Below are 25,391 nucleotides of genomic sequence, written 5' to 3'. Positions count from 1 at the left end.
CTGCTGGAGAACGTCGGCCGTGAACAGGACTTGTACCGCAAGGAGGCGTTCGGCCCGGTCGCGATCCTCGAGAAATTCGACCGCTTCGACGATGCGCTCGCGCGCGTGAACGACAGCGACTTCGGGCTGCAGGCCGGCGTGTTCACCGATTCGCTCGCGCATGCGCAGCGCGCGTGGGACGAACTGGAGGTGGGCGGCGTCGTGATCAACGACGTGCCGTCGTTCCGTGTCGACAACATGCCGTATGGCGGCGTGAAGGATTCGGGGCTCGGCCGCGAAGGGATCCGCTACGCGATCGAGGACATGACCGAGCCGCGCCTGATGGTCGTGCGGCGCCGCTAGCGCGAGGGGCGGCCGCATGACGGCACGCGGGCAGGCGATCGCGCCGGCTCGCGTGCCGTTTTCGTTTCGGCGCACACCGACGGGCGCGCGACTCCCGCCGTCGCCATCGTGGCAGCACCGCGTGCCGTGCATGCCGACCGCGCTCGACTGCAAGCATCGCATCGTGATGTAATCGCGCGCAATGGCCAACCGGGGTACGACACCGGCTGGCGTGCGCATTCATTCCTCACGAGGTCGATTCATGTCCCCCGTCTCCGCATTCAAGCTGGTTCTGTTGTCATTCCTCGCGATCGTCGCGCTCGAATGCATCGCCAAGCGGTTGCGGTTGCCGCCTGCGGCCGCGCTGCTGATCGGCGGCATCGGCATCGCGTTCATTCCCGGTCTGCCGCCGATCAATCTCGATCCGGAGCTCGTGCTGCTCGTGTTCCTGCCGCCGCTGCTGATGGACGGCGCGTATTTCTCCGTGTGGGAGGAGTTCAAGCACAACGTCGGCGGCATCCTGCTGCTCGCGATCGGCGCGGTGGTGTTCACGACGTTCGCGGTCGGCTTCGCCGTGCACTGGGTCGTGCCGTCGCTGCCGTGGGCCGCGTGCTTCGCGCTCGGCGCGATCGTGTCGCCGCCCGACGCGGTGGCCGCGAAGGCGGTGCTCGAGCGCGTCGCGCTGCCGCGCCGGCTGATGGTGCTGCTCGAAGGGGAAAGCCTGTTGAACGACGCGGCGGGACTGGTGCTGTTCCGCTTCGCGGTCGCCGCCGCGCTGACGGGCGCGTTCAGCCTCGAGCACGCGGTCGTGCGCTTCGCCGAACTCGGGTTCGGCGGTGTCGTGGTCGGCTTCCTGGTCGGCAAGCTCGTCGTGTGGTTCCTGAAGCTGCTCGATGACGACTATCTGGTGGTCACCGTCGCCGTGATCGCCGGCTGGATCGCGTACATCGCGGGCGAGATGGTCGAGGTGTCGGGCGTGATCGCGACGGTCACGGCCGGCATGATCGTCGGCTGGCATCAGCACGAGGTGTTCTCGGCAGCCGTGCGCACGCGCGGCACCGCGTTCTGGCAGGTCATCGTGTTCCTGCTCGAAGCGCTGGTGTTCGTGCTGATCGGGCTGTCGCTGCGCGGCGCGATACACCGGCTTGGCGGCTTCGAGCAGGTGCTCGCCACGATGGTGCCGCCGGTGCTCGCGGTGCTGGCGGCGGTGGTGCTGTCACGCTTCGTGTGGATCTACGCGGTCGAGGCGCTGAAGGTGCCGGTGCGCGGGATCGTTCGGCATGGTGTCGCGCCCGACTGGAAGGCCGCGACGATCATGAGCTGGGCCGGGATGCGCGGCGTCGTGACGCTGGCGATCGCGTTGTCGTTGCCGGAAGCGATGCCGGGCCGCGACGTGATCCTGGTCGCGTCGTTCGCGGTGATCCTCGTCACCGTGCTGCTGCAGGGCACGACCATCGGGCCGCTGATCCGGCTGCTGCGTCTGCCGCAGCGCGAAGAGCGCGCCGCGCATCACCTGACCGAGCCGCAGGCGTGGGCGCATGTCGAGGCCGCGCAACTTGCGGCGATCCAGCCGCTGGTGCGCGATGCGAGCGGCAAGGTGATTCACCCGCGCCTGCTCGAGCAATACACGTATCGCGCGGAGCTGACCGAGCGCGCGAAGAACGAGCCCGAGTATCCGGCTGAGGTACGCACCGCGCACTACGACGTCGTGCTGGCCGCCATCAAGGCCGGGCGTGCGGAACTGTTGCGCCTGCATCGTTCGGGCCGCATCCACGACGAGATGCTGCACATGCTCGAGCGCGATCTCGACCTGCAGGAAGTGTCCGCGCAGCACGCGCGCGGCTGACCGGCCGCAACCGCGGCGACGGTTCGCGCATCGCCGCCGTCGTTCCTGCCGCCGCCACGCGTTGGCCGTGTCGTGCCTGCGCGTCGCGGCCGATTCGGTCGCGGCGTGACATTTTTCCCCGGCCGTTTCGCCGATTCACGCGCATCCGAATCGGGCCCCGGCACGATCGGCGCCCGGGCCTTGCAGCACATGCAAACCTTGCACAGCGGTTCGGCAAACGTTCTCGTCTTTCGATTGCGGAAATGATCTGATTTATCTGCATCCCTCTCTTTCACCATATTTGGCAAAACTAAACCGGAAGGAGATAGATGCCATGTTCTAATTTCATTTAGAATCAGCCGGTTATCTTTAATGAGAGAGCGCGCGCGGAGGTAATGCGGCCGTCGACGGGGAAAACTCGGCGTCCGGATCCCCGTGCGGCAATGCCGACAGGCCAGATCGGCAACAATAGGCGGGTTTCTCAGCCGCCAAATTAAGATGGCGCCCAAGTCGGATAAACAACTCCTATGAAAGAATCAATTGGAGATTTGGCGTTTGAAACGGTATTTATGAAAGAATCAAGCGGTGAAAATGCGCCGGATTGTCTTGAGTCGGGGCTATCGGTCCTGCTCGTCGACGATCAGCCGTTCGTCGGCGAGGTAATTCGCCGCGCGCTGCGCAGCGAGCACGACATCGACCTGCATGTGTGCACGGATGCGCACCGGGCGATGGCGGTCGCGCGCGACGTGAAGCCGACGGTCATCCTGCAGGATCTCGTGATGCCGGAAATCGACGGCCTCGAACTCGTTCGTGCGTGGCGCGCGCACGCCGATACCGCACGCGTGCCGATCATCGTGCTGTCGGCGAAAGAGGAGCCGATCGTCAAGCGCGAGGCGTTCATCGCAGGCGCGAACGACTATCTCGTGAAGCTCCCGGACGCGATGGAGCTGACGGCGCGCATCCGCTATCACTCGAATTCGTACCTGATGTCGCGGCAGCGCGACGAGGCGCTGGACTTCCTGTCGCACGACATGCGCTCGCCGCAGACGTCGATCCTGGCGCTGCTCGATGTCTACCGGACCGAACATGGCGACATGCCGGCGATCATGGAGCGCATTGCCGGTCATGCGCGGCGCGCGCTCGCGCTTGCCGACGGCTTCATCCACCTGACCCGCGCGCAGTCCGAGCGGCGCGCGCACGAGGTCGTGAGTCTCAACGAGATCGTGCTCGACGCCGTCGACCAGCTGTGGGAGAAGGCGGCAGGGTTCGGCAGCCGGGTCGTCGCGCACGTGCCCGACACCGAGTGCGTGACGATGGGTGACCGTATGATGCTCACGCGCGCGGTCGCGAACCTGATCGACAACGCGCTGAAATACGGTCCGACCGGCACCGAGGTGCATTGCACGCTGAGCGACGACGACGGCGCATGGCTGATCGGCGTCGAGGACGCCGGCTCCGGCATCGCGCCCGAGCAGCGCACCGCCGCGACCGAGTCGTTCGTGCGGCTCGAGTCGGTGCATGGCGCGGCGCGCGGCGGCTTCGGCCTCGGGCTTGCGTTCGTCCGCGCGACGGCGGCGCGGCATCGCGGCCAGATCCTGATGCGCAATACGGCGCGCGGCTTCATGGTCGCGCTTCGGCTGCCGGCGCAAGCGGAACGGTGATTTCGCGGCGCGGCCTGCCGGTGCCGCGCCGTCCGCAGACCCCGATGCGCTCGTGGCGCGCCGTCCGGCGCGCAGGCGGGCGCGGTTTTTTTCAACGCTGATTTTAGAAGGCCCATAACCAACATGGCCACCGTGACGCCCCGCACGACCAATGAAAGCCTGCATCCGACGCTCGGCGCCGCCCGGCTGACGCTCGGCAACCGCATCCTGCTCAGCTTCGGCGTGCTGTTCGTGCTGATGCTGGTGACAGCCGGCGTGTCCTACGAGCGCTTGCGCGCGATCAACACCGAAGCCGTCAGCATCGAGCGCGACTCGCTGCCCGGCGTCTATCTCGCGGCGTCGTTGCGCGGGGCGGTCAACGAATCGTTCGCGATGCTGCAGCAGGCGACCTTCGTCGATACCGATCCCGAATTCGTGCAGCGCGATCTCGCGCGGATCGCCGAGGCGCTCAAGGAGGTCGAGTCGCTGTCGGTCGACTACCAGAACACGATGTTCCGCGATGACGACCGCCAGCGTTTCGCGACGTTTCGCGGTTCCTTCGACCGTTACCTGCCGCTGCTGAACGACGCGGTGCAAAAGAGCCGCGCGTCGCACGAAGAGGCCGTCGCCGGATATGCGAAGGTGCAGCCGTCGTGGGCCGAGGTCGTGCGCAACGCGAATACGCTGGTGCAGGAGAACCGCAAGTTCGCCGACGAGTCCGCGAAGCTGATCCGTGAATCCGTGCAGGACACCGAGATCGTCCTCGCGACCGCGCTGGCGATCGTGCTGCTGTCCGCGCTCGGGCTGGGCTACGGGCTGTACCGTTCGGTCACCTTGCCGATGGCGCGGCTCGTCGAGGTGCACGACGTGATGCGTACCGGCAACCTGACGCGCCGTCTCGACCTGCGTCGCCGCGACGAGTTCGGCACGCTCGAGACCGGCTTCAACCGGATGGCCGACGAACTGACCGAACTCGTCGCACGCGCGCAGCAGTCGTCGCTGCAGGTGACGACGTCGGTCGCCGAAATCGCGGCGACATCGCGCGAGCAGCAGGCGACCGCCAATGAAACCGCGGCGACGACGACCGAGATCGGCGCGACGTCGCGCGAGATCTTCGCGACGTCACGCGATTTGCTGCGCACGATGAACGAGGTGAGCGGCGTGGCCGAACAGTCGGCGACGCTCGCGGGCGTGAGCCAGAGCGGCCTCACGCGGATGGGCGAGACGATGCGCAGCGTGATGGACGCGGCCGGCTCGGTGAACGCGAAGCTCGCGATCCTCAACGAAAAGGCGCTGAACATCAACCAGGTCGTCGCGACGATCACCAAGGTGGCCGACCAGACCAACCTGCTGTCGCTGAACGCGGCGATCGAGGCCGAAAAGGCGGGCGAGTACGGCCGCGGCTTCGCGGTCGTCGCGACCGAGATCCGCCGCCTCGCCGACCAGACGGCCGTGGCGACCTACGACATCGAGCAGACGGTGAAGGAGATCCAGTCGGCCGTGTCCGCGGGGGTGATGGGGATGGACAAGTTCTCCGAGGAAGTGCGCCGCGGGATGCTCGACGTGCAGCAGGTCGGCGGGCAGCTGTCGCAGATCATCGCCGAGGTGCAGACGCTCGCACCGCGTTTCCAGATGGTCAACGAAGGGATGCAGACGCAGGCGAACGGTGCCGAGCAGATCACGCAGGCGCTGTCGCAGCTGTCGGAAGCCGCGCAGCAGACGGCCGAATCGCTGCGCCAGTCGTCGCAGGCGATCGACGACCTGACGCTGGTCGCGAACCAGTTGCGCACCAGCGTGTCGCGCTTCAAGGTCGACGCGTGACGCGCGCCGAGTCGCAGGGCGGCGTGCACGCGCTGTTCCTGATGTTCGAGCTCGACGGCGAGCGCTATGCGCTCGACGCGGCCGACATCGACGAGGTGTTGCCGCTCGCGGCCACCAAGGTCGTGCCCGGCGCGCCCGACTGGATCGCCGGGTTGCTGATGCGTGGCGGTCAGCCGGTGCCCGTGATCGACGTGCCGATGCTGGCGCTCGGACGGCGCGCGCATGCGCTGCGCTCGACGCGGCTGGTGATGGTCCGCTACCGCATCGGGCAGGCCGACCGCGAGCGCGTGATCGGCCTGATCGTCGAGCGCGCGACGCAGACGCTGCGGATCGACCGCACGGCGTTCCGCGCCAGCGGCGTATCGACCACGCGCACGCGCTGGCTCGGGCGCGTCGCGAACACGCCCGACGGGATCGTGCAGCAGGTCTCGGTGTCCGACCTGATCGACGACGTTGCGCGCCTGTATCTGTTCGACGGCCTGCCGGGCGACGAAGGGGAGTCCGCATGAAAGAGTCCGATTCGCGATTTCGCGGCTGGCTGCTGCGCGAGACCGGCATCGACCCCGATTCGCTCGGCAACGAGTTCCTGAGCCGCGCATTGACCGAGCGCATCCAGGCGCTGCAGGGCGACGGCGAGCGGCTGCCGTCGGCGGCGCGGCCGCCCGTGACGCCGGAGGCGCTCGACGCATACTGGCAACAGCTCAACGCGTCGGCCGACGAGCGGCGTGCGCTGATCGAACTGTTCATCGTGCCGGAGACGTGGTTCTTCCGCGACCGCGAGGCGTTCGCGATGCTCGCGCGGCTCGCGGCCGAGCGGCTTGCGGGGATGCCCGGGCGCGTGATCCGCGTACTGAGCGCACCGTGCTCGACCGGCGAGGAGCCGTATTCGGCGGCGATGGCGCTGCTCGATGCCGGCCTCGAGCCGGCGAGCTTCACGATCGACGCGATCGACCTGAGCGGGCGCGCGATCGAACAGGCGCGGCTCGGCTGCTACGGGCGCAATGCGTTTCGCGGCACGGCGACCGAGTTTCGCGCCCGCCACTTCACGCCCGTTGCCGACGGCTGGCTGCTCGACGAGCGCGTGCGCGCGTGCGTGCAGTTTCGCCAGGCGAACCTGGTCGAGCCGGGCGTCGACCCGGGCATCCGCTACGATTTCGTGTTCTGCCGCAACGTGCTGATCTATTTCGACCGCGACGCGCAGGACCGCGTGATCGGTTCGCTCGCAAGCTGGCTCGCCGACGACGGGGTGCTGTTCGTCGGTCCGGCCGAAACAGGCGTCGCGATGCGCCACGGGATGTGCTCGGCGCGCGTGCCGCTGGCGTTCGCGTTTCATCGCGTGCGCGGCGGCGCGGCGGCGGACGGGTATCCTGCCCGGCATGCGGCGCCGATGCCCGCGATCGCGCCATACCGGCGCGCGGAGCGCTTCAAAGTAGCGCCGCCGGCTGCGACGCGCCCGCTGCTGACCGTCGTGCCGCCGACGTGGGGCGGTGCCGCGCCGTCGCTCGCCGCGCTCGCGCCGGCCGAGCGCCTGCGGGCGTACCAGCCGCGGGCCGCCGTGCAGGCCGACCTGCGCGCCGACACACCGACGGCCGTGCCGGTGACGCCGGCTGCCGCCAGCGCCGCGCCGACGCTCGAGGAGGCGCAGGCGCTTGCCAACGCGGGCGCGTTCGACGAGGCCGAGCGCGTGCTCGCGCAGTTCTCGGCGCACGCCGGGCCGCACGCGGACGCGTTCTACCTGAACGGGCTGATCGCGGATGCGCGCGGGCGTGCCGCGGAAGCGGGCGACTTCTACCGCAAGGCGCTGTATCTGCGGCCTACGCACCACGAGGCGCTGACGCATCTCGCGACCTTGCTCGACGTCGGCGGCGATGGCGCCGGCGCGCAATGGTTGCTCGAGCGTGCGCGGCGCTCGGCCGGATAATGAGAGTAAGGGTTGGGAGCCGACACGGGGATGATCGAGGAAAGAATGAACCGCGACGCCATTGCCACTGACGATACGACGATCGGCGTCGATGATTGCTGGAACCGGATCGGCACGCGCGGCGACCGCTCGTGCGAGCGGCTGGCCGACTGCCTGCGCTGCCTGAACTGCCCGGTCTACGCGTATCACGCGGCGAAACTGCTCGAGCGCCCGCTCGACGTCGCCGAGCTGGCTGACACCACGCACCGGCTGAGCGCGTTCGACGCGAACCGCGCGCATGGCGACGACGATACGCGTCAGGCGGCGCTGGCATTTCGCGTCGCCGACGAATGGCTCGCGCTGCCGATCCACGTGCTGCGCGAGATTGCCGGCACGCGTCCGATCCATTCGCTGCCGCATCGCCGCCATTCGGCCGTGCGCGGCGTGGTCAACATTCGCGGCACGCTGCGCATCGCGATCTCGATCGGCGCGCTGCTCGGCCTCGACGCGGGCAAGGGTGGCAACGGCGGCAACGGCCGCGCGGACGGCCGCTTCACGCGACTGCTCGTGGCCGCGCACCAGGGCGAGCCGGTGGTGTTCCCGGTCGACGAAGTCGAGGGCGTGCTGCGCTTCGGCGCATCCGAATGGGTGCCCGTGCCGGCGACGGTCGGGCGTGCGAGCGCCGGCCTGTCGCGCGGCGTGCTGTCGTGGCGCGGGAAGTCGGTGGGGTTGCTCGACGACGATCGGCTGTTCGACGCCGTCACACGGAGCATGCGATGAGCGGCGATGACGATCTGAGCCACCTGTCGTTGCTCGAGCTGTACCGCGAGGAGACGCGCACGCAGACCCAGGCGCTGTCCGAGCGCCTGCTCGCGCTCGAATCCGGCGAGCCCGATTCCGCCGCGCTCGAGGCGTGCATGCGCGCCGCGCATTCGCTGAAGGGCGCCGCGCGCATCGTCGGCGTGCCGCTCGGCGTCGACATCGCGGGCCGGATGGAGGAATGCTTCGTCGCCGCGCAAGCCGGCACGATCGCGCTGACGGCCACGCATGTCGACGTGCTGCTTGCCGGCGTCGACCTGCTGGTGCGGGTCGCCGATCCGCAGGCGCAGCCCGTGTCGTCGGCGGAGATCGAGGCGTTCGCGCTGGCGCTGACGGGTGCCGACGGCGCGCACGCGCTGCCGGCACCGACGGATGCGCCGTCGTCGATGCCGCCGTCCGTCGTGCCGTTTCGCGAGCACGACGGCGCCGCGAACGAGCCGGTAGGCGCCGGCGCCGCGGTGCCGCCGCTCGCGGTGTCGGCGGCCGTGCCCGATCCGGTCCAGGCCGGCCGTGCGGCCGGCGCGGGCGCGATGCGCCGCGTGCGCGCCGATACGCTGAACCGGCTGCTGAGCCTGTCCGGCGAGTCGCTCGTCGAATCGCGCTGGCTCAAGCCGTTCGCGGAATCGATGCTGCGCGTGAAGCGTGCGCAGCGCGACGCGGCCCGTTCGCTCGATCTGGTGTATGAGCAGTTCGCCGACGATCTCGACGCGGGCGTGCTCGCGTCGATGAACGAAGTGCGGCACATGCTCAACGACCTGCAGCGGTCGCTCGCCGAGCGCATGGACGAATTCGACCGCTTCGAACGGCGCAGCACGCATATCGCCGAGCAACTGTACGATGAAGCGCTGCAGTGCCGGATGCGGCCGTTCGGCGACGCGACGCGCGCGTATCCGCGCATCGTCCGCGATCTCGCGCGCTCGCTCGGCAAGCAGGTGCGCTTCTCGATCGTCGGCGAAGGCACGCAGGTCGACCGCGACATCCTCGACCTGCTCGACGCGCCGCTCGGGCATTTGCTGCGCAACGCGATCGACCACGGCGTCGAGTCGCCCGACGCCCGCCGCGCGCGCGGCAAGTCGGCCGAGGCGAGCGTGACGCTCGAGGCGCGTCACAGCGCCGGATCGTTGCTCGTCAGCGTGATCGACGACGGGCCTGGCGTCGACATGGACGCGCTGCGTGCGGCCGTCGTGCGGCAGCGGCTGACCGACGACGAGACGGCCGCGCGGCTGTCCGATCCCGAGCTGCTCGAATTCCTGCTGCTGCCGGGTTTCTCGATGCGCGACGCGGTGACCGACGTGTCGGGGCGCGGCGTCGGCCTCGACGCGGTGCAGGAGATGGTGCGCGGCGTGCGCGGCGCGGTACGCATCTTCAACGAGCCGGGCGCGGGCATGCGCTTCGTGCTGCAGTTGCCGCTCACGCTGTCGGTGATCCGCAGCCTGCTCGTCGAGGTCGGCGGCGAGCCGTACGCGTTCCCGCTCGCGCACGTGCGCCGCACGCTCGAGCTTGCGCACGACGACATCGACGTGCTCGAAGGGCAGCCGCATTTTCCGTTCGACGGCCGGCGTGCGGGCCTCGTCGCCGCGCATCAGCTGCTCGACGCGGGCGAGCCCGACGCCGCGCGTGCGAGCACGGCGGTCGTGGTCGTCGGCGGCGAGCCTGAGCTGTACGGTGTCGCCGTCGACCGCTTCCTCGGCGAACGCATGCTCGTCGTACAGCCGCTCGACAGTCGCCTGCACAAGATCCAGAACATCGCGGCCGGCGCGTTGCTCGAGAACGGTGACCCGGTGCTGATCGTCGATGTCGAGGACCTGATCCGCTCGGTCGACAAGCTCGTGCGCGGCGGGCAGCTCGCAAAGCTCATGCGCGATCCGCAGCTCGCGCTCGCCGACCGGCGCCGCCGCGTGCTGGTCGTCGACGATTCGCTGACGGTGCGCGAGCTCGAACGCAAGCTGCTGGAAAAGCGCGGCTACGACGTGACCGTCGCGGTCGACGGGATGGACGGCTGGAACGCGGTGCGCAGCGACGCGTTCGACCTGGTCGTCACCGATGTCGACATGCCGCGCATGGACGGGATCGAACTCGTCACGCTGATCAAGAACGATCCGATGCTCAAGCGCGTGCCGGTGATGATCGTGTCGTACAAGGATCGCGACGAGGATCGCCGGCGCGGGCTCGATGCCGGCGCCGACTACTACCTCGCGAAGAGCAGTTTCCACGACGAGGCGCTGCTCGACGCGGTGCACGACCTGATCGGGGACGCGCGCGGATGAACATCGGCATCGTCAACGATCTGCCGCTTGCCGTCGAAGCGCTGCGCCGCGTGATCGCGCTGCGCACCGATCACCGCGTGCTGTGGGTGGCGACCGACGGCGACGAGGCGGTGGATTTCTGCGTCGCGCATCCGCCCGACCTCGTGCTGATGGATCTCGTGATGCCGAGGCTCGACGGCGTGGCCGCGACGCGCCGGATCATGGCGCGTGCACCCTGCGCTATCCTGATCGTGACCGCGAGCGTCAGCGCGAACACGTCGTCGGTGTACGAGGCGATGGGCGCCGGTGCGCTCGATGCGGTCGACACGCCGACGCTCGCACTCGGCCTGCCGTCGGATGCGGCGCGGCAGCCGTTGCTCGCGAAGATCGACCAGATCGGCCGGCTGCTCGCAAGCCGGACCGCAACGCTCGTGCCGCCCGGGCCGGCGCTCACGCGCGGCCAGCCGACGCTCATCGCGATCGGCGCGTCGGCGGGCGGGCCGACCGCGCTCACCGCGCTGCTGCGCGCGCTGCCGGCCGATTTCCCGGCCGCGCTCGTGATCGTGCAGCACGTCGACCAGGCGTTCGCGCTCGGCATGGCGGAGTGGCTCGACGGCTATGCGCGGCTGCCCGTGCGTGTCGCCCTGCCAGGCAGCGTGCCGCAGGCGGGCGAGGTGCTGCTCGCGGCGACCAACGACCACCTGTGCCTGTCGCCGCGCGGCTTGCTCGGCTATACGAGGCATCCGGCCGAGACGCCGTACCGGCCGTCGATCGACGTATTCTTCAACAGCGTCGCCGACGGCTGGCAGGGCGATGCGCTCGGCGTGCTGCTCACGGGGATGGGGCGTGACGGCGCGCTCGGGCTGAAGGCGATGCGTGCGAAGGGGTGCTATACGATCGCGCAGGACGAGGCGACCAGCGCCGTCTACGGGATGCCGAAAGCGGCCGCGGCGATCGGCGCGGCGTCGGCGATCCTGCCGCTCGACCGCATCGCGCCCCAACTGATCTCGCGCGTGACGCGCATGCCGCTCGACTGACGGCGCTCAGCGGCTCCGCCGGGTGGCATTGCGCGCGACGCGGCGCGGCGCGTACAATGGCGCCCTGCGGAGATGGCATGCCTCCCTGCGGTCGATCCCGGCGCGTGGCGCGTGCGGTGCGGCCCTCAACCGCCGGGTTGCCCGGCTGATGATGCCTGCGTGTTCCTGGGTTGTCAGGAGGTCGCAGGCCGTCCATGCGGTGTTCTGCCGCCCAGGTTTTGATGTCCTGTCGAACCTGGAAATCATGTTTTTCTCGACTTCTGCCGATTTTTTCGCGACCGTGCGCTACGTGTGCCGCTGGCTCGCGCTTTCGGCCCTGCTCGGCGCGCTGGCCGGCACGGCTTCCGCGTTGTTCCTGATCGCGCTCGACTGGGCGACCGGCACGCGCGTCGCGCATCCGTGGCTGCTGTGGGGGCTGCCGGCCGCCGGCTTCGCGACGGGCTGGGTCTACCATCGGTTCGGCCAGTCGGTCGCGCGCGGCAACAACCTGCTGATCGACGAGATTCACGACCCGAAGGCGCTCGTGCCGAAGCGGATGGCGCCGCTCGTGCTCGTCGCGACCGTCGTCACGCACCTGTTCGGCGGCTCGGCCGGCCGCGAGGGCACGGCCGTGCAGATGGGCGGCGCGCTCGCCGATCGCGTCACGCACCTGTTCCGCCTCGATCGCGAGCATCGGCGCGTGCTGCTGATGGGCGGCATCGCGGCCGGCTTCTCGTCGGTGTTCGGTACGCCGCTCGCGGGCGCCGTGTTCGGACTCGAGGTGCTTTCGATCGGCCGCGTGCGGTACGACGCGCTGCTGACCTGCGTCGCCTCGGCGATCGTCGCGGATGTCGTGTGCCGCGCGTGGGGCGTGCATCACACTGTTTATGCGATTCCGTTCGTGCCGGCCGCGTCGGCGACGGGGCTGGCCGCGACGGTCGTCGCGGGTATCGCGTTCGGCGTCGTCGGCCGGTTGTTCGCGTTCGCGACGCACGCGCTGACCGCATGGTTCCGGCGTGTCGTCCGCTATGCGCCGCTGCAGCCGGTGCTGGGCGGCGTGATGGTGGCCGTGGCCGCCACCGTGCTGAACGTGCCGCAGTATCTCGGTCTGGGGATTCCGACGATCGAGGCCGCGTTTCACGGGCCGCTGCCCGTGTACGATTTCGCGGGCAAGTTCGCGTTGACCGTCGTCACGCTCGCGTCGGGATTCAAGGGCGGCGAAGTGACGCCGCTGTTCTACATCGGCGCGACGCTCGGCAACGCGCTCGGCCAGGTGCTCGCGCTGCCGGTGCCGGTGCTCGCGGGCCTCGGCTTCGTCGCGGTGTTCGCGGGCGCGGCCAACACGCCGATCGCGTCGACGATCATGGCGATCGAACTGTTCGGCGCGGATATCGGCGTGTATGCGATCGTGGCGTGCGTGGTCGCCTATCTGTTTTCAGGCCACGCGGGGATTTATCGGTCGCAGCGGGTGGCCGTGGGGAAGGGCGCGCAGGCGGAGCCGGAGTGAAGCCGGCACGCGGGGCGGCCAACCGCACGCATGGGGACGGAAACCGACACCCGGGCATCACCGGGAAAGGCGGTGCCCGTTGCCGTTACTGCTTCGGCAGCTTCGCGACGTTCCGCGCGAGCAATTCCTCGATATCGATGCCCTTGTCGGCCAACAACGTCGTGACGACGCCGGTCAACTCACCGAGCGTTTCCTTGACCGACTCGCGGATCGTATCCACGACGACCTGGGTGCTGCGCTCGATCTCGATGTTGACCTTGTCGTCGCCACCCTTTGCGTCGAAGGTGGTGGCGCGTCGCGTTTCGGGAATCAGCCAGACTTCGAACCAGCCTTCGTCGCGATTGACGTCCGAAACGGTGAGGCTGCAGCCGTTGATCGCGATATAGCCCTTCGCGAAGACATATCGTTTGAAATCGGCCGGCACGCCGATGCGGATCATCCGGTTGTGCTCGGACGACGCGATGTGCAGGATGGTCCCCATGAAATCGACGTGACCGGACAGCGGATGCCCGCCGATCTCCGCGCCGTCCTTCGCGGCCCGTTCCACGTTGATCCGGGCGCCGGTCGCCAGGTCGGCCAGCGTGGTGATTCTCAGGCTCGGCAACATCACGTCGAAGTCGACCAGCACCGGGGAATGGATGGTCGTTACCGTCAGGCACACGCCGTCGACCGAGACGCTCGCGCCGATCTCGATGTCGGTGGTGAACCGCTCGGGGAATTCGATGCTGAACGTTCTCAGTTCGCCGTGATCCTTGATGGCCTTGATGACGCCAACACCCTGAACAATGCCTGTAAACATGGTCTGCCTTTCGTCGCGAATTGCCTGGCCGGTATGATAAGTGATCCCGGGCGAAGGTGTCGGGGCCGGATGCCTTGGGCCCGGCCCGTTGCCGGCGGCGTCGACGACGCAGCGTATCGACCGCCTATCGCGCATTCACCGTGAGGCCGCCGTCGACTGCGATGCGTGCCCCGTTGATATAGCGCGCGTGGTCGGAAGCCAGATAGGCAACCACGCTGCCGATTTCTTCCACGTGCGCCCAGCGTCCGGACAGGATGCCCTTCCCGACGCAGAATTCGCGCAACCATGCGTCGACCGGCTTGCCCGCCTTGGCGGCCATCGACTGCGCCCATTCCTCTCGCCATTCGGTGCCGACCAGTCCGGGCACCACCGCATTGACGTTGATCCGCTGGCTGGCGAGATCGGCCGCGAGATAGCCGGTCATGTGAATCAGCGCGGCATTGTTCATCCCGTACGTCAGGGCCGGATTCCACGTCATGGCTCCGGATGCGCCCGTGATGTTGATGATTCGTCCGGTGCCGTCGGTCGGCACGAGCGGCAGAAACTCCCGGATCACCCGCAACGCACCGAGGTTCTTGATCTCGATCTGACTGAGCCAGTCGCTGTCGTCCCACAGAATCTCGCGGTCGCTTCGCTGGATCGCAGCGCCGGCGTTGTTGACCACGATATGGACGTTCCCGCAGTGCGCGCGGGCTTCTGAACTGGCATGACGAACTTCGTCCGCCTTCCTGATATCGGTGGCCACGGGCAGCGTCCGCACGCCGAACTCGTCCGCGATGTCGCGGGCCGTGCGGGTCAGTTCGTCCGTGCCGCGGGCCAGCAGCACCAGGTTCACGCCCTCGGCAGCCAGTGCCCGAGCGATGCCTTTGCCCACGCCCTTGCTTGCTCCGGATACGAGTGCCGTACGTCCGCTGAGATTGAGGTCCATCGTCGTCTCCTTTCATGATTTCGCTGCATGATCGATCGCGTGGCAGGCCTGCGCGGCATCGCGAATTCGACATGAATATACGCACTACTGATCATTGTGCGATAGCGCGTTGCGCCGGACGGGCCGCAAAGCGGAAGCATGTGTCGCGCAGCAGCCGGCGGATTGCAGACGCTACGTTAAGCGAATCGCGGCGAGCGCGGTAGACACGATTGGTCGAACAGAGCGTTTTTGTCGAACGAACGCGACGCCTGCGTTCGCCATGGCAGGCCGGACGTCGCGTATCAGGTCGACGTATGGGTCAGCTGAAACGTCATCGAATAACTGAAGCGGCTGGCCGGATGAATGCCGGACGTGACTTCGATCACCGTGTCCTGAGCGTAGTAGGTTCTCACGATGCGCAGCCCGGCCGATTGGTCCGGCACCCGCAACGCGACGGCTTGGTCACCGGCGAGCAGCAGCCCCTGGATCTCCTGTTCGACGCGCGTCGCCTTGATGCCGAACTGTTGCTCGAGCATCGTGTGGATCGGTGTGTCGAGCGTCTCCGTGACGCCTTTCAGGCGGCTGTAGCGTTCGGCGACATAGAGATCGACGAGCGCGATCGGCTCGTCTCCCCCCGACACATCGTGGCGGATGCCCTCGATATGCAGCCACTTCGTCCCCGGCGCACAGTGCAGGAGCCCGGATTCGGCGTCGCTCGCGGGACGGATGCTGCGCGATATGACGTCGAGCCGCGTGCCTTGCGCGTAGCGGGCGAGATCCGATAACGAATCCATCGACTGCACATAGCGCGTGTGCGGATGACTCGCGATCACGCGCGTGCCGATCCCTGCCTGGCGGCTGATCAGGCCGAGCTCGCAAAGCTTCAGAATGGCCTGGCGCACGGCATAGCGGCTGAGGTTCCACTGGGCGCACAGCTCGGCTTCCGTCGGCAGCATGTCGCCGACGCGGTAGCGGCCGCTGCCGATGTCCTGCATCAGCGTGCGTGCCAGATCGACGTGACGGGGCTGGGGTGATTCGAGCGAGACGGTGTCGGACGCTTGGACAGGGGCGTTCATTGGGGGCGACGCATGATTGAGCGGCTTTCAGTATAGCGGGCGGCTCCGTCGCTTTGTTCGAATGTTCGTCGCGGCCGCCCAGCGGGCGTGCCGACCGCCAGGCCAAGGGGGGCACATCACCGGGGCTTCGGGTATATCCGAATGTTCGAACATTTGAACAATTCATAAAGTTCAGCCACGTACTGATGGCGCTCGCATCGAGCGCACCCTGAATCCGGAGTCCGTCCCATGTATCCAATCGACTATTTGTGGCGTGCCGTGCAGCGGCATCCCGACCGCCTCGCGGTGATCAGCCCCGAGCGCAACCTGACGTTTTCGGCGCTCGCGGACCTCGTGCTCGATCGTGCCGCCGCGCTCGATCGCATCGATCCGCAGCCGCGCAGCCGCGTTTGCGTGGGGGCCGCGAACTCGGTCGACCATCTCGTGGCGATTCTCGCGATTCTCGCGGCCGGCAAGATCTGGGTGCCGCTCAATCCGCGCAACGGCGATCCCGAACTGCGCCGCATCGTCGAGTTCGTCAAACCGTCGCTGGTGCTCGCCGATACGGCGATGCTGGAACGTCTCGCACCGCTCGATGCGCCGTTGCAGCCGCTCGAGGTGCTGGCGGGTCAAGCCGGGGAGCGCGGCGCGCTTGCGATGGGGCCGCTGTCGCGGGCAGGAATTTCTGCGGATGAAACCCAGGCGATCAAGTTCACCGGCGGTACGACGGGATTCCCGAAAGGGGTCCTCCAGCCGCTGCGTGCATGGACGGCGAACATCGCTACGCAGATTCACGAGCTCGGGCTGCAGCCGCACGATCGGTATCTCGTCGCGGCGCCGATCACGCACGGCACGTCGACGTACATGCTGCCGATCCTCGGCGCCGGCGGTGCGCTGGTGTTTCCCGACCATGCGAAGCCGGGCGCATTGCTCGATGCCGCGAGCGCACACGACGTAACGCTCTTCTTTGCACCGCCCACGCTGATCCAGGCGCTCGCGGAGGAGCAGCGTCGCGCACCGCGCGCGCTGGGTGCGCTGCGCTATCTCGTCTATGGCGGCGCGCCGATGCGGCCCGAGCAGATTCGCGATGCGCAGGCCGTGTTCGGTCCGATCGTCTGTACGTCGTTCGGGCAGACCGAAGCACCGCAAATCATCACGTTCCTGCCACCGTCGGAAATGACCGGTGAAAACCTGGCGTCGGTCGGCCGGCCGACGCTGCTGACGCAAGTGGCGATCGTCGGCAAGGACGGGACACCGTTGCCACCGGGCGAGGAGGGCGAAATCGCCGTGCGCGGCGGCCTCGTCATGAGCGGATACCTGAACGCGGACGAAGAAACCCGCAAGACCCTGATCGACGGCTGGCTGCGTACCGGCGATGCGGGCGTGTTCGACGAACGCGGCTATCTGTTCCTGCGCGACCGGATTCGCGACGTGATCATCACCGGCGGATTCAATGTCTATCCCGGCGACGTCGAAGTGATCCTGTCGGGACACCCGGCCGTCGCGGACTGCTCGGTGGTCGGCGTGCCGGACGACAAGTGGGGCGAAGCGGTACATGCCGCGGTGCAACTGCGCGCGGGCGCAAGCGTGGACACGGACGAACTGATCGCCTTCGTCAAGCGCGAGCTGGGTTCGGTGAAGACACCGAAGGTCGTGCATTTCTTCGACGAATTGCCGCGTAGCGCGGTCGGCAAGGTGCTCAAGCCGGCGGTGCGCGATGCAATCCTCGGGACCAGGGGGCAGTGATGGCGGGCAAGACCGATGTGCCGGATAGCCGGCTCTGTCGCTACACCACGGATGCCGTGTACTACGGCGACAGCAACCTCGTCGACGACCTGATCGGCAAGGCGGGTTTTATCGACGTGTTCATGCAGCAGACCTTCGGTATCGCGCTCGGGCAGAACCAGCGACGCGTCGTCGATGCGATTCTCGTGACGCTGATGGAGCACGGCATGACGCCCAGTGCGATCGCGACCCGGATGGTCTACTCGAGCTCGCCCGAGAATCTGCAGGCGGGCGTGGCAGCAGGCCTGCTCGCCGTGGCCAGCCGCTTCGTCGGCACGATGGAGCCGGCCGCGGAGCTGCTCGCGAGAATCGTCGCGGCGCAGCCGGAGGGGCAGCGCGAAGCGGCGGCGGTTGCACGCGAGTACCGTGCGCGGCGCGAGCCCGTGCCGGGATTTGGCCACCATCTGCACCGGCCCGACGATCCGCGTGCCGTCGCATTGCTGGCGCTCGCACGCGATGCCGGCACGAATGGCCGGCATTGCGAGGCGCTCGCCTGGCTGGCGGCGGAAGTCGATGCGGCGGCCGGCAAGCACATCACGATCAATGCGACTGGCGCGATCGCGGCACTGCTGGGCGATCTCGGCATTCCACCGTCGTTGATGCGCGGCTTCGCCGTGCTCAGTCGCGCGGCCGGCTTGATCGCGCATATCGCGGAAGAGCAGAAGCGTCCGTCGGGGCGTTTCATCTGGCAACTCGTCGACGACGCGATGACCGGTTAGTGCGTCGGCAGGTGCCGGTCCGCTGTGTATTCGTATCGCATTCGATTCCATGAAGGAGACAAACATGACCCAGATCAACCAGGCGATCATGCGCCACCATCACATCACGCTGTGCGTCGGTACCGCTCAGCAGGACTATGACTTCCATACGAAGGTGCTGTCGCTGAAAAGCGTGAAGAAGACGCTCATCTACGACGGTATGGCGCCGTTCTATCACCTCTACTACGGCAACGATCTCGGCGAGGAAAGCACGCTGATCACCTGTTTTCCGGTCGCGCACTTCGGGCGCAAGGGCCATCGCGGTGCAGGGCAGATTGGCGGCCTGGCGCTGTCGGTTCCCGAATCGGCGATCCCGTTCTGGGAACGACGGCTCGCCGCGCACGGGTTCGAGGTTCGCCGGTCGGAACGTTTCGGCGAGCAGGTCCTGTCGTTTTCCCATCCGTGCGGCATCCCGTACGAGCTGATCGGCATTGCCGACGACGCACGCAAGCCCTATTCGAACGGCGAAGTGCCGGCCGAGCTGGCGATCCGCGGTCTGCACACGATTGGCGTGAACGTGCGCGACATGGAGGCTTCCCAGGAATTCATGCAGCAGGGCTGGTCGGCGCACGAGGTCGAGAAGGACGGCAAGTTCTCGCGCTATGCGTTCGGCGACGGCGGCTCCGGCAAATTCGTCGATTACGCGCTGGAGCCGGACATGCCGCAGGCGAGCTGGACCTACGGCGAGGGGATCGTGCATCACTGCGCGTTCCAGGTTGCCGACCGCTCGGTGCAGGATCGGGTCAAGGCCAACCTCGAAGGTCTGGGCTTTACCGACACGTCGGAGCGCAAGGACCGCGGTTACTTCGAATCGATCTACGTTCGCACCCCGAGCGGCGCGATGTTCGAGGCGACCGTATCGAAGCCGGACGCGTTCCTGATCGACGAATCGTACGAACAGATGGGGCAGACGGTGCAGCTTGCGCCGCAGTTCGAAAGCCAGCGCGCGGTGATCCTCGAATCGCTCGAAGCCCTCAATTATTGAAACGCGAGCAGGTCGGGTGGCGTACGCGGCACCCGCTGCGATTGTCTGGAAGTGTCGATCTCATGACGAATGCGCATCTCGAACAGCCGGTGGCCGACTATGGCGAGTCGGTCGATCGTGCCGCGACCGCGGTGATTCTCGTGCACGGGCGCGGCCAGTCGCCGGGCTGGATGCACGACCACGTCGTGCGCCGTTTCGGCCGGCCGGATCTTGCGTGGCGGGCGCCGATGGCAGACGGGGCCTCGTGGTATCCGGAGCGCTTTCTCGCGCCCGTCGAACTGAACGAACCGCGTCTGTCCGACGCGCTCGCGTGTCTGGAAGCGCTGTCGGAGCGGCTGCGGCTGCAGGGTATCCCGTACGCATCGCAGGTGCTGATGGGGTTTTCGCAAGGTGCCTGCCTGTGCAGCGAGTTCGTGTGGCGCAGCCGGCGGCGGTACCGCGCGCTGGTGTCCTTCACCGGCGCGTTGATCGGGCCGCCCGACCTGCAGCGTGCGCCGGACGCACGCGATTTTTCCGGCATGCCGGTGCTGTTTTCCACCTGGGAGCACGATCCCCACGTCCCGGCGGAGGACGTCCGCCGGTCGGCGGCATGGTTCGATGCGGCCGGCGCTGCCGTCGTACTGCACGTCGATCCGGCGACCGAGCACGGCATACGCGATGCGGAAATCGAATACGCGAGACGCGCGCTCGGCACATGATCCGGCAGCGCGTCGTACCCACCTCTGAGCAGGAATCACATCATGCAGTCGTTCAATCATGAAAGCCACGGCGGACGGGTCGTGTTCGGCAGCGGCAGCCTGGAAACCCTTCCCGCGATTCTCGATTCGCTCGGTGTCGCGCGCGCACTCCTGATCACGACGCCCGAACAGGCGGAACTGGGGCGCCGAATCGATCGTGTACTCGGAACGCGCAGCGCGGGCGTGCTGGCCAGGGCGGTCATGCACGTCCCCGTGGAAGTGGCGCGCGACGCCGTGCGGGCGATGCGGGAGTCCGGTGCCGATGCGTGCATCGCGGCGGGCGGCGGGTCGACCATCGGCCTCGCCAAGGCCATTGCGCTGGAAGCCGATCTGCCGATCATCGCGTTGCCGACGACCTATGCCGGCTCCGAGATGACGCCGCTCTACGGCCTGACCGAGGCGGGGGTGAAGAAAACCGGCAAGGACTGGCGCGTGCTGCCGCGGTGCGTCGTGTACGACCCGGCACTGACGCTCACGCTGCCGGTGAAGCTGAGCGTGACGAGCGGCATGAATGCCATCGCGCACGCCGTCGAGGGGATGTATGCGCACGATGGCAGCCCGGTATACAGCCTGATGGCGGAAGAGGGCATACGTGCCCTCGCGAGTGCGCTGCCGCGCCTGTACGCGTCGCCTGCCGATGTCGAGGCGCGCGGCGACGCACTCTACGGCGCGTGGCTTTGCGGGACAGTGCTCGGCAATGTGCAGATGGGCGTTCATCACAAGATTTGCCACACGCTCGGCGGGACCTTCAATCTTCCTCATGCCGAGGTCCACACCGTCATCCTGCCGTATGCGCTGGGCTATAACGCGACCCACGCCCCGCACGCGCTCGCGCGTGTCGGGCGTGCGATCGGTGCCGCGGACGCGATCGCGGGGCTGCGCGGCCTGAGCGATTCGCTCGACGCGCCGCGCTCGCTGCGCGAGATCGGGATGCCGCGGGACGGCATCGATCGTGCGGCCGACCTGATTGTCGAACAAGCCTATCCGAATCCACGCCCGATCGAGCGGCACGCGATTCGCGCGCTGCTGGAGCGCGCTTATGAAGGCGCCGATCCCCTGTAACGCGATAGCGGCCGTCATCGCCGCGAAGTGGAGAAACCGATGCTGATCGAGCGCCGCACCTATACGCTGCAGCCGGGCATGCTGAATGACTTCTGGGACGCACAGCAGTTGCGTGCCGACGGGTTGCGCCCGATCCTGCAGCGCCTGATCGCCGCGTTTGCGCCGGTGGCGGGCATGCCCGAGTCGATCGTTTGCCTCTATCGCTACGACGACTTCGCGGACTGGCAAACGCGGCTGGGCGGTCTGTCCGGCGATACGAACCTGTTGGCCTACTTCGGGCGAGTACGCTCGATGATCCTGCGCCAGGAAAACGAATTTCTTCTGCCGGCCGGCGTGGATCGGGCGACGCCGATGTGGGGCAACGGCAACGACTGGCTGCCGGCGCACGGCGCGCCGATACCGGTGTCCGCGCAACGCGCGGTCGTCGCGGAAACGACGCTGACCTTCCGCGCGGGCGGCGTGCCGCGCTTCTGGCAGGCCTTCGCGCAACAGGGTGTGGCCGACGACGCGTGGTTCGTCGACGGTTTGCTGGGCGCGTTCAACGTGATGGTCGGCCCGCTGAACCGGGTGCGCGTCTACACGCATCTGGCGAGCGTGGACGACTGGGTCGTCAAGCAGGCGGTGCGGTCCTGGCCCGGCGTATGGAAGACGCTGCTGAATGAACTCGCACCGGTGCTGCTGGACATCACGCATGTGCTGCTCCGGCCGTCGCCGGTGGCCGACATGTCGCCGATCTTCGTCGAGCCCTGATCGATCGCGGCAGCGCCGGATTGCCGGCACGCAATCCGCCGGTACGGTCGCCCCTTTCCTGACGTGCGCTGTTCCCACCCAGGCCCGGGGTGCGCGGTGAAGCCGTCGATCCGTTCCGTCGATGCGTCGCCGTTCCCGCATGCAATGAACGCGTGACGTTCCGAGTGAGTCGTGCCGGGAAGAAGGTTCATTCATATCTTTAAGGAATCCATAGTTATTGCCGGAATGCACGGAATTTTTCAACGAAGGGAGAAGGGGATGGAGATCAAGACGATGAACGACGAGCAACGCAAGGCGATCGCACTCGAGTACTTCAGGCGGCTGGATCATGGCGGAAATCTGCTCGAGTTGTTCGACGACCACGCGCAGATGTATTTCCCGAAATGGGGCGTGGCACGCGGCAAGGAGGAAATCGGTCAGTTGTTCCGCGATCTGATGACGATACTGGCCGGTGTCTCGCACGAGACTTCCTGTCTGAACGTCATTCAGCATGGCGATCTCGTGTGTGTCGAGGGGCTGTCGAGCGGCACGTTGAAAAACGGTGCGGCCTGGCAGGCAGGTGTCACGCACGCAGGTCGCTGGTGCGACGTGTTCGAGATTCGCGACTTCAGGATCCAGCGATGTCACGTCTATCTGGATCCGGATTATGCGGGGGGCGATACGGAGCGCTACCCGTGGCTCGCGACAAATCCGCTGCGCCGTTACTGATTCCGATCGCACGACACCGGATGACGTTGTCGAACCGTCCAGGTTGATCCGGACGGTACGAATGCCTGCATCAAGCATGTCGTTCGACCGGGCCATCGGCCATTCGATAAATTCAGGATAACAAATCATTGCCGTCTATATCGCGGCAAGGCATGGAGATGATGATGTCAGCGAGAAAGCATGTTTCGCTGGGACTTGCCGGCTGTCTGATGGCGACCGCCGTGTGTGCGCCCGCGCACGCCCAGAGCAGTGTCACGCTATTCGGCGTGGTGGACGTGGCGATGCTCTATACGAACAAGACGCGCAATCCCGTCACGGGTCTCAACGATGGAAGCCAGGTGTCGATGATCGATGGCGGCCGTTATTATTCGCAGTTCGGCCTGCAGGGAATCGAAGATCTCGGCGGTGGATTGAAGGCGAAGTTTCGTCTGCAGAGCGGCATCAGCGCGACGAACGGCAGCCTGTTCCACTGCAATGGCAACCTGTTCGGCTGCGAATCGTGGATTGCGCTGTCGGGCAGCGCCGGCGAGCTGAAAATGGGGTTGCAGTTTTCCCCGTTCTTTCAGGCGGTCTACGATTCGGATCCGCGCGATCTCTCGCTGTTCGGCAGCGCGTCGACCATTTACGTCGGGACCGTGCTGGGCACCAGCATTTTCAACCCGAATGCGGTGAGCTATACGAGCCCGACGTTCGCCGGCTTGACCGTCAGTACCATGTTCGCGTTCGGCGGTAAGCCGGGCGATTTCAGCGCCGGCAAGCAATATGCCGCGCGCGTCCGTTACCAGCGCGGCGGATTGACGGTCAATGCCGCGCTCTACAGCGGCAACGCGGGCGCTGCGCAGAGCACGCCGGTGCCGACCAATGTCGCGTTCGACGGTCGAATGATCGGGGTGGGCTATCAGTTCGGCTCGCTCACCGCAAAGGCCTCGTTCGTCAACTTCAAGGTCGCCGGTTCGTTCGACAGCGCCGTGTTCGGCGGCGGCATCAACTGGTTCGCATCGCCGACGCTCGGGATCAACGGCGGCGTGTGGCTGACGAGCGATCGCAACCATACGACCAATCATTCCGTCATGGCGGCCGTCGGCGCCGATTATTTCCTGTCGAAGAGCACGACGCTCTATGCGCAATGCGGCGTGGTCAACAATCACGGCGCAATGAATACCGGGCTGTCGATGATCGGGGCGCTGTATGGCCCCGCGGGCACGACGTTCGGCGGTACGGTCGGCATCCGGAAGTTTTTCTAATCATCTCGATCGCGGTCCGGCACCGGGCTCGACCGGAACCGGACCGCACAACCGGAACATCACACATGAAAACCAGTCACGCCCTGTTGTCGCTCTACCTGGCGACCGCGTTGTCCGTTGCGGGGAATGTCAACGCTCAGGTGGATCCGGCCGGGTCCGATCTCGCGCCGCAGGCGGTCACGCCCGGCAAGAAGGAGGTCAAGGCCGCGAATCGCCGGCTCCAGAAAGCCGTCGTTCGCGCGCTCGGCAGTGCCAGGGGGCTCAATGCGGCCAATATCGGCGTCATCGCGCGCGACGGTGCCGTCGTGTTACGCGGCTCAGTGACGGATAGCGCCCAGTCTCAAATCGCAACCGCGGTCGCGAGCTCGGTGAGCGGCGTCACGGCAGTCAGGAACGACCTGTTGATTCGGCCGGAGTGAGTCTCGGGCGAGGCCGCCGCATGCGGGGCGGCCGATGAATCGGGATGCGTCGAAAGGAGCCGGCCCGCTGGCGCGGACCGGCTCGCTCGAACGGATTATGCGCGTTCCGAGTCGAGCTGCTCGTTGTTCTTCACGACTTCCTGGGCCTTCAGGTAGCTCTCGATCAGCAGGCGGTACGGAGGGAAGATCATCCCGTAGACCTCGGCCCATTGCTGCGCGTCGGGGCGATGCCAGGTCTGCTGCAGTTCGGAGGCCACCGCGGCGGTGTCGATCGGAACCACGCCGGCCTGCACCACGCGAGCGAGCGTGATTTCCTGTGCCATTTTCGAGTAGGTGCCCGACGCGTCGACCACGGCAAACACCTTGTAGCCTTCGTGGACGGCCGAGATCGCCGGGAACGCCATGCAGACGCTGGTGATCGTGCCGGCGATGATCAGCGTCTTGCGCCCGGTCGCCTTGACCGCATCGACGAAGTCGGGATTGTCCCAGGCGTTGATCTGCCCCTTGCGCGCGACGTAGGTGGCATGCGGCGCGCTTTCGTGGATCTCGGGGATCAACGGGCCGTTCGGGCCTTGCGGAACCGACGCCGTGGTGATCACCGGCATCTTGCAGAGCGTGGCCATCTTGGCCAGTGCAATCGCGTGATTGCGCAGGACGGTCATTTCCATGTCCTTCACGGTCTGGAACAGGCCGCTCTGATGGTCGATCAACAGCATCGCCGTATCGTTCGGGTCGATGACGGGGCGTTGACCGTTGAAGTTGGCAGGTGCGCTCATGGCAATACTCCTGGTTGGGCGGGTCCGGTGTACCGTTCCCGGACGGGCAGCGGCTAGACCCGGGGTTGGCGCGGTTGCGCGAATGGCTGTGTTGCGTGCAGGTACTACAGTTGAAAAATCACGGCGAAAAGCAGGTGGAGCAGGCAGCAGAACAAGGCGAACAGCAGCAGCGATGCGGCATACAGGCCACACGCGAACCTTGCGCGCTGCCGCGCGAGTTTTCCCGGGGCGGCAGGATCGTGCGGAGGCGCTGCCCATGCGATCCAGCGTCGCGGCAGTTCGGTGGCGAGCTGCTTCAGGCTGCCCATGGC

At 67.0% G+C, this 25,391-nt stretch carries 24 protein-coding genes and 1 riboswitch; of the genes, 19 read left to right on the top strand and 5 right to left on the bottom strand.

The window, feature by feature from the left end:
• The 10 genes from PI86_RS05070 to PI86_RS05025 form a co-directional block, all read left to right on the top strand.
• A partial coding sequence (locus tag PI86_RS05070; RefSeq protein WP_039319340.1) for an aldehyde dehydrogenase family protein occupies nt 1–342 on the top strand: 342 nt, incomplete at its 5' end.
• 241 nt (nt 343–583) lie between these two features.
• The gene (locus PI86_RS05065) at nt 584–2,167 is read left to right on the top strand and encodes a Na+/H+ antiporter (protein ID WP_039319337.1); all 1,584 of its coding nucleotides are present in this window, start codon (nt 584–586) and stop codon (nt 2,165–2,167) included.
• A gap of 506 nt (nt 2,168–2,673) precedes the next feature.
• The gene (locus PI86_RS05060) at nt 2,674–3,807 is read left to right on the top strand and encodes a hybrid sensor histidine kinase/response regulator (RefSeq protein ID WP_039319335.1); all 1,134 of its coding nucleotides are present in this window, start codon (nt 2,674–2,676) and stop codon (nt 3,805–3,807) included.
• A 123-nt stretch (nt 3,808–3,930) separates the two neighbouring features.
• Nucleotides 3,931–5,607, top strand: coding sequence for a methyl-accepting chemotaxis protein (locus PI86_RS05055; protein WP_039319333.1), 1,677 nt, complete (start codon nt 3,931–3,933; stop codon nt 5,605–5,607).
• Nucleotides 5,604–6,116: a chemotaxis protein CheW gene (locus PI86_RS05050; protein ID WP_039319331.1), complete on the top strand. Its 513-nt coding sequence runs from the start codon at nt 5,604–5,606 to the stop codon at nt 6,114–6,116. Before PI86_RS05055 ends, PI86_RS05050 begins: the two co-directional genes overlap by 4 nt.
• The gene (locus PI86_RS05045) at nt 6,113–7,528 is read left to right on the top strand and encodes a CheR family methyltransferase (protein WP_039319329.1); all 1,416 of its coding nucleotides are present in this window, start codon (nt 6,113–6,115) and stop codon (nt 7,526–7,528) included. The genes PI86_RS05050 and PI86_RS05045 overlap by 4 nt, the downstream gene beginning before the upstream one ends.
• A gap of 45 nt (nt 7,529–7,573) precedes the next feature.
• Nucleotides 7,574–8,287 carry a chemotaxis protein CheW gene (locus tag PI86_RS05040; protein WP_039319326.1) on the top strand — a complete coding sequence of 238 codons (714 nt, stop codon included), beginning with the start codon at nt 7,574–7,576 and terminating at the stop codon, nt 8,285–8,287.
• Nucleotides 8,284–10,593, top strand: coding sequence for a hybrid sensor histidine kinase/response regulator (locus PI86_RS05035; RefSeq protein ID WP_039319324.1), 2,310 nt, complete (start codon nt 8,284–8,286; stop codon nt 10,591–10,593). The genes PI86_RS05040 and PI86_RS05035 overlap by 4 nt, the downstream gene beginning before the upstream one ends.
• Nucleotides 10,590–11,609, top strand: a complete 1,020-nt coding sequence (locus tag PI86_RS05030) for a chemotaxis response regulator protein-glutamate methylesterase (protein WP_039319321.1) — start codon at nt 10,590–10,592, stop codon at nt 11,607–11,609. Before PI86_RS05035 ends, PI86_RS05030 begins: the two co-directional genes overlap by 4 nt.
• Nucleotides 11,610–11,668: 59 nt before the next feature.
• A riboswitch (Fluoride riboswitch) is annotated at nt 11,669–11,774 on the top strand.
• A 79-nt stretch (nt 11,775–11,853) separates the two neighbouring features.
• The gene (locus tag PI86_RS05025; RefSeq protein ID WP_039319319.1) at nt 11,854–13,095 is read left to right on the top strand and encodes a voltage-gated chloride channel family protein; all 1,242 of its coding nucleotides are present in this window, start codon (nt 11,854–11,856) and stop codon (nt 13,093–13,095) included.
• An 85-nt stretch (nt 13,096–13,180) separates the two neighbouring features.
• Here the strand turns inward: PI86_RS05025 and PI86_RS05020 are convergent, their stop codons facing one another.
• The 3 genes from PI86_RS05020 to PI86_RS05010 all read right to left on the bottom strand — a co-directional run bounded on the left by PI86_RS05020 (nt 13,181) and on the right by PI86_RS05010 (nt 15,877).
• Entirely contained in the window at nt 13,181–13,894 is a 714-nt protein-coding gene (locus tag PI86_RS05020) for a riboflavin synthase (RefSeq protein WP_014900117.1), read from the bottom strand.
• Nucleotides 13,895–14,018: 124 nt separating this feature from the next.
• The gene (locus tag PI86_RS05015; RefSeq protein WP_039319314.1) at nt 14,019–14,822 is read right to left on the bottom strand and encodes an SDR family NAD(P)-dependent oxidoreductase; all 804 of its coding nucleotides are present in this window, start codon (nt 14,820–14,822) and stop codon (nt 14,019–14,021) included.
• Nucleotides 14,823–15,103: 281 nt separating this feature from the next.
• Nucleotides 15,104–15,877: a GntR family transcriptional regulator gene (locus tag PI86_RS05010; RefSeq protein ID WP_039319311.1), complete on the bottom strand. Its 774-nt coding sequence runs from the start codon at nt 15,875–15,877 to the stop codon at nt 15,104–15,106.
• Between the two features lie 228 nt (nt 15,878–16,105).
• Between PI86_RS05010 and PI86_RS05005 the strand changes: the two genes are divergently transcribed.
• The 9 genes from PI86_RS05005 (at nt 16,106) to PI86_RS04965 (ending at nt 24,304) form a co-directional block, all read left to right on the top strand.
• Nucleotides 16,106–17,602 carry a class I adenylate-forming enzyme family protein gene (locus PI86_RS05005; RefSeq protein WP_039319309.1) on the top strand — a complete coding sequence of 499 codons (1,497 nt, stop codon included), beginning with the start codon at nt 16,106–16,108 and terminating at the stop codon, nt 17,600–17,602.
• Nucleotides 17,602–18,360, top strand: coding sequence for a citryl-CoA lyase (locus tag PI86_RS05000; protein ID WP_039319307.1), 759 nt, complete (start codon nt 17,602–17,604; stop codon nt 18,358–18,360). The genes PI86_RS05005 and PI86_RS05000 overlap by 1 nt, the downstream gene beginning before the upstream one ends.
• Nucleotides 18,361–18,424: 64 nt before the next feature.
• On the top strand, nt 18,425–19,384 hold the full coding sequence (locus PI86_RS04995; RefSeq protein ID WP_039319305.1) for a VOC family protein: 960 nt from the start codon (nt 18,425–18,427) through the stop codon (nt 19,382–19,384).
• Between the two features lie 62 nt (nt 19,385–19,446).
• Nucleotides 19,447–20,082 (top strand): alpha/beta hydrolase, encoded by a 636-nt coding sequence (locus PI86_RS04990; protein ID WP_014900111.1) that lies wholly within the window; start codon nt 19,447–19,449, stop codon nt 20,080–20,082.
• 42 nt (nt 20,083–20,124) lie between these two features.
• Entirely contained in the window at nt 20,125–21,183 is a 1,059-nt protein-coding gene (locus PI86_RS04985) for a maleylacetate reductase (protein WP_039319303.1), read from the top strand.
• 39 nt (nt 21,184–21,222) lie between these two features.
• On the top strand, nt 21,223–21,933 hold the full coding sequence (locus tag PI86_RS04980; protein ID WP_039319301.1) for an NIPSNAP family protein: 711 nt from the start codon (nt 21,223–21,225) through the stop codon (nt 21,931–21,933).
• A gap of 258 nt (nt 21,934–22,191) precedes the next feature.
• Complete coding sequence (locus PI86_RS04975) at nt 22,192–22,641, top strand: nuclear transport factor 2 family protein (RefSeq protein ID WP_014900108.1); 450 nt, start codon at nt 22,192–22,194, stop codon at nt 22,639–22,641.
• Nucleotides 22,642–22,805: 164 nt separating this feature from the next.
• The gene (locus PI86_RS04970; protein WP_039319403.1) at nt 22,806–23,885 is read left to right on the top strand and encodes a porin; all 1,080 of its coding nucleotides are present in this window, start codon (nt 22,806–22,808) and stop codon (nt 23,883–23,885) included.
• Nucleotides 23,886–23,950: 65 nt separating this feature from the next.
• Nucleotides 23,951–24,304 (top strand): BON domain-containing protein, encoded by a 354-nt coding sequence (locus PI86_RS04965; RefSeq protein ID WP_039319298.1) that lies wholly within the window; start codon nt 23,951–23,953, stop codon nt 24,302–24,304.
• A 95-nt stretch (nt 24,305–24,399) separates the two neighbouring features.
• Here PI86_RS04965 and PI86_RS04960 read toward each other — a convergent pair whose 3' ends face one another.
• Both PI86_RS04960 and PI86_RS04955 read right to left on the bottom strand, forming a co-directional pair.
• Entirely contained in the window at nt 24,400–25,080 is a 681-nt protein-coding gene (locus tag PI86_RS04960; RefSeq protein ID WP_039319296.1) for a hydrolase, read from the bottom strand.
• A 104-nt stretch (nt 25,081–25,184) separates the two neighbouring features.
• The gene (locus PI86_RS04955; protein WP_039319294.1) at nt 25,185–25,388 is read right to left on the bottom strand and encodes a hypothetical protein; all 204 of its coding nucleotides are present in this window, start codon (nt 25,386–25,388) and stop codon (nt 25,185–25,187) included.
• Nucleotides 25,389–25,391 lie beyond the last annotated feature (3 nt).

The sequence above is a fragment of the Burkholderia sp. A9 genome, assembly GCF_000801975.1.
The sequence above is the reverse complement of the archived record's forward strand: the minus strand, read 5'-3'. Positions and strand labels throughout refer to the sequence as shown.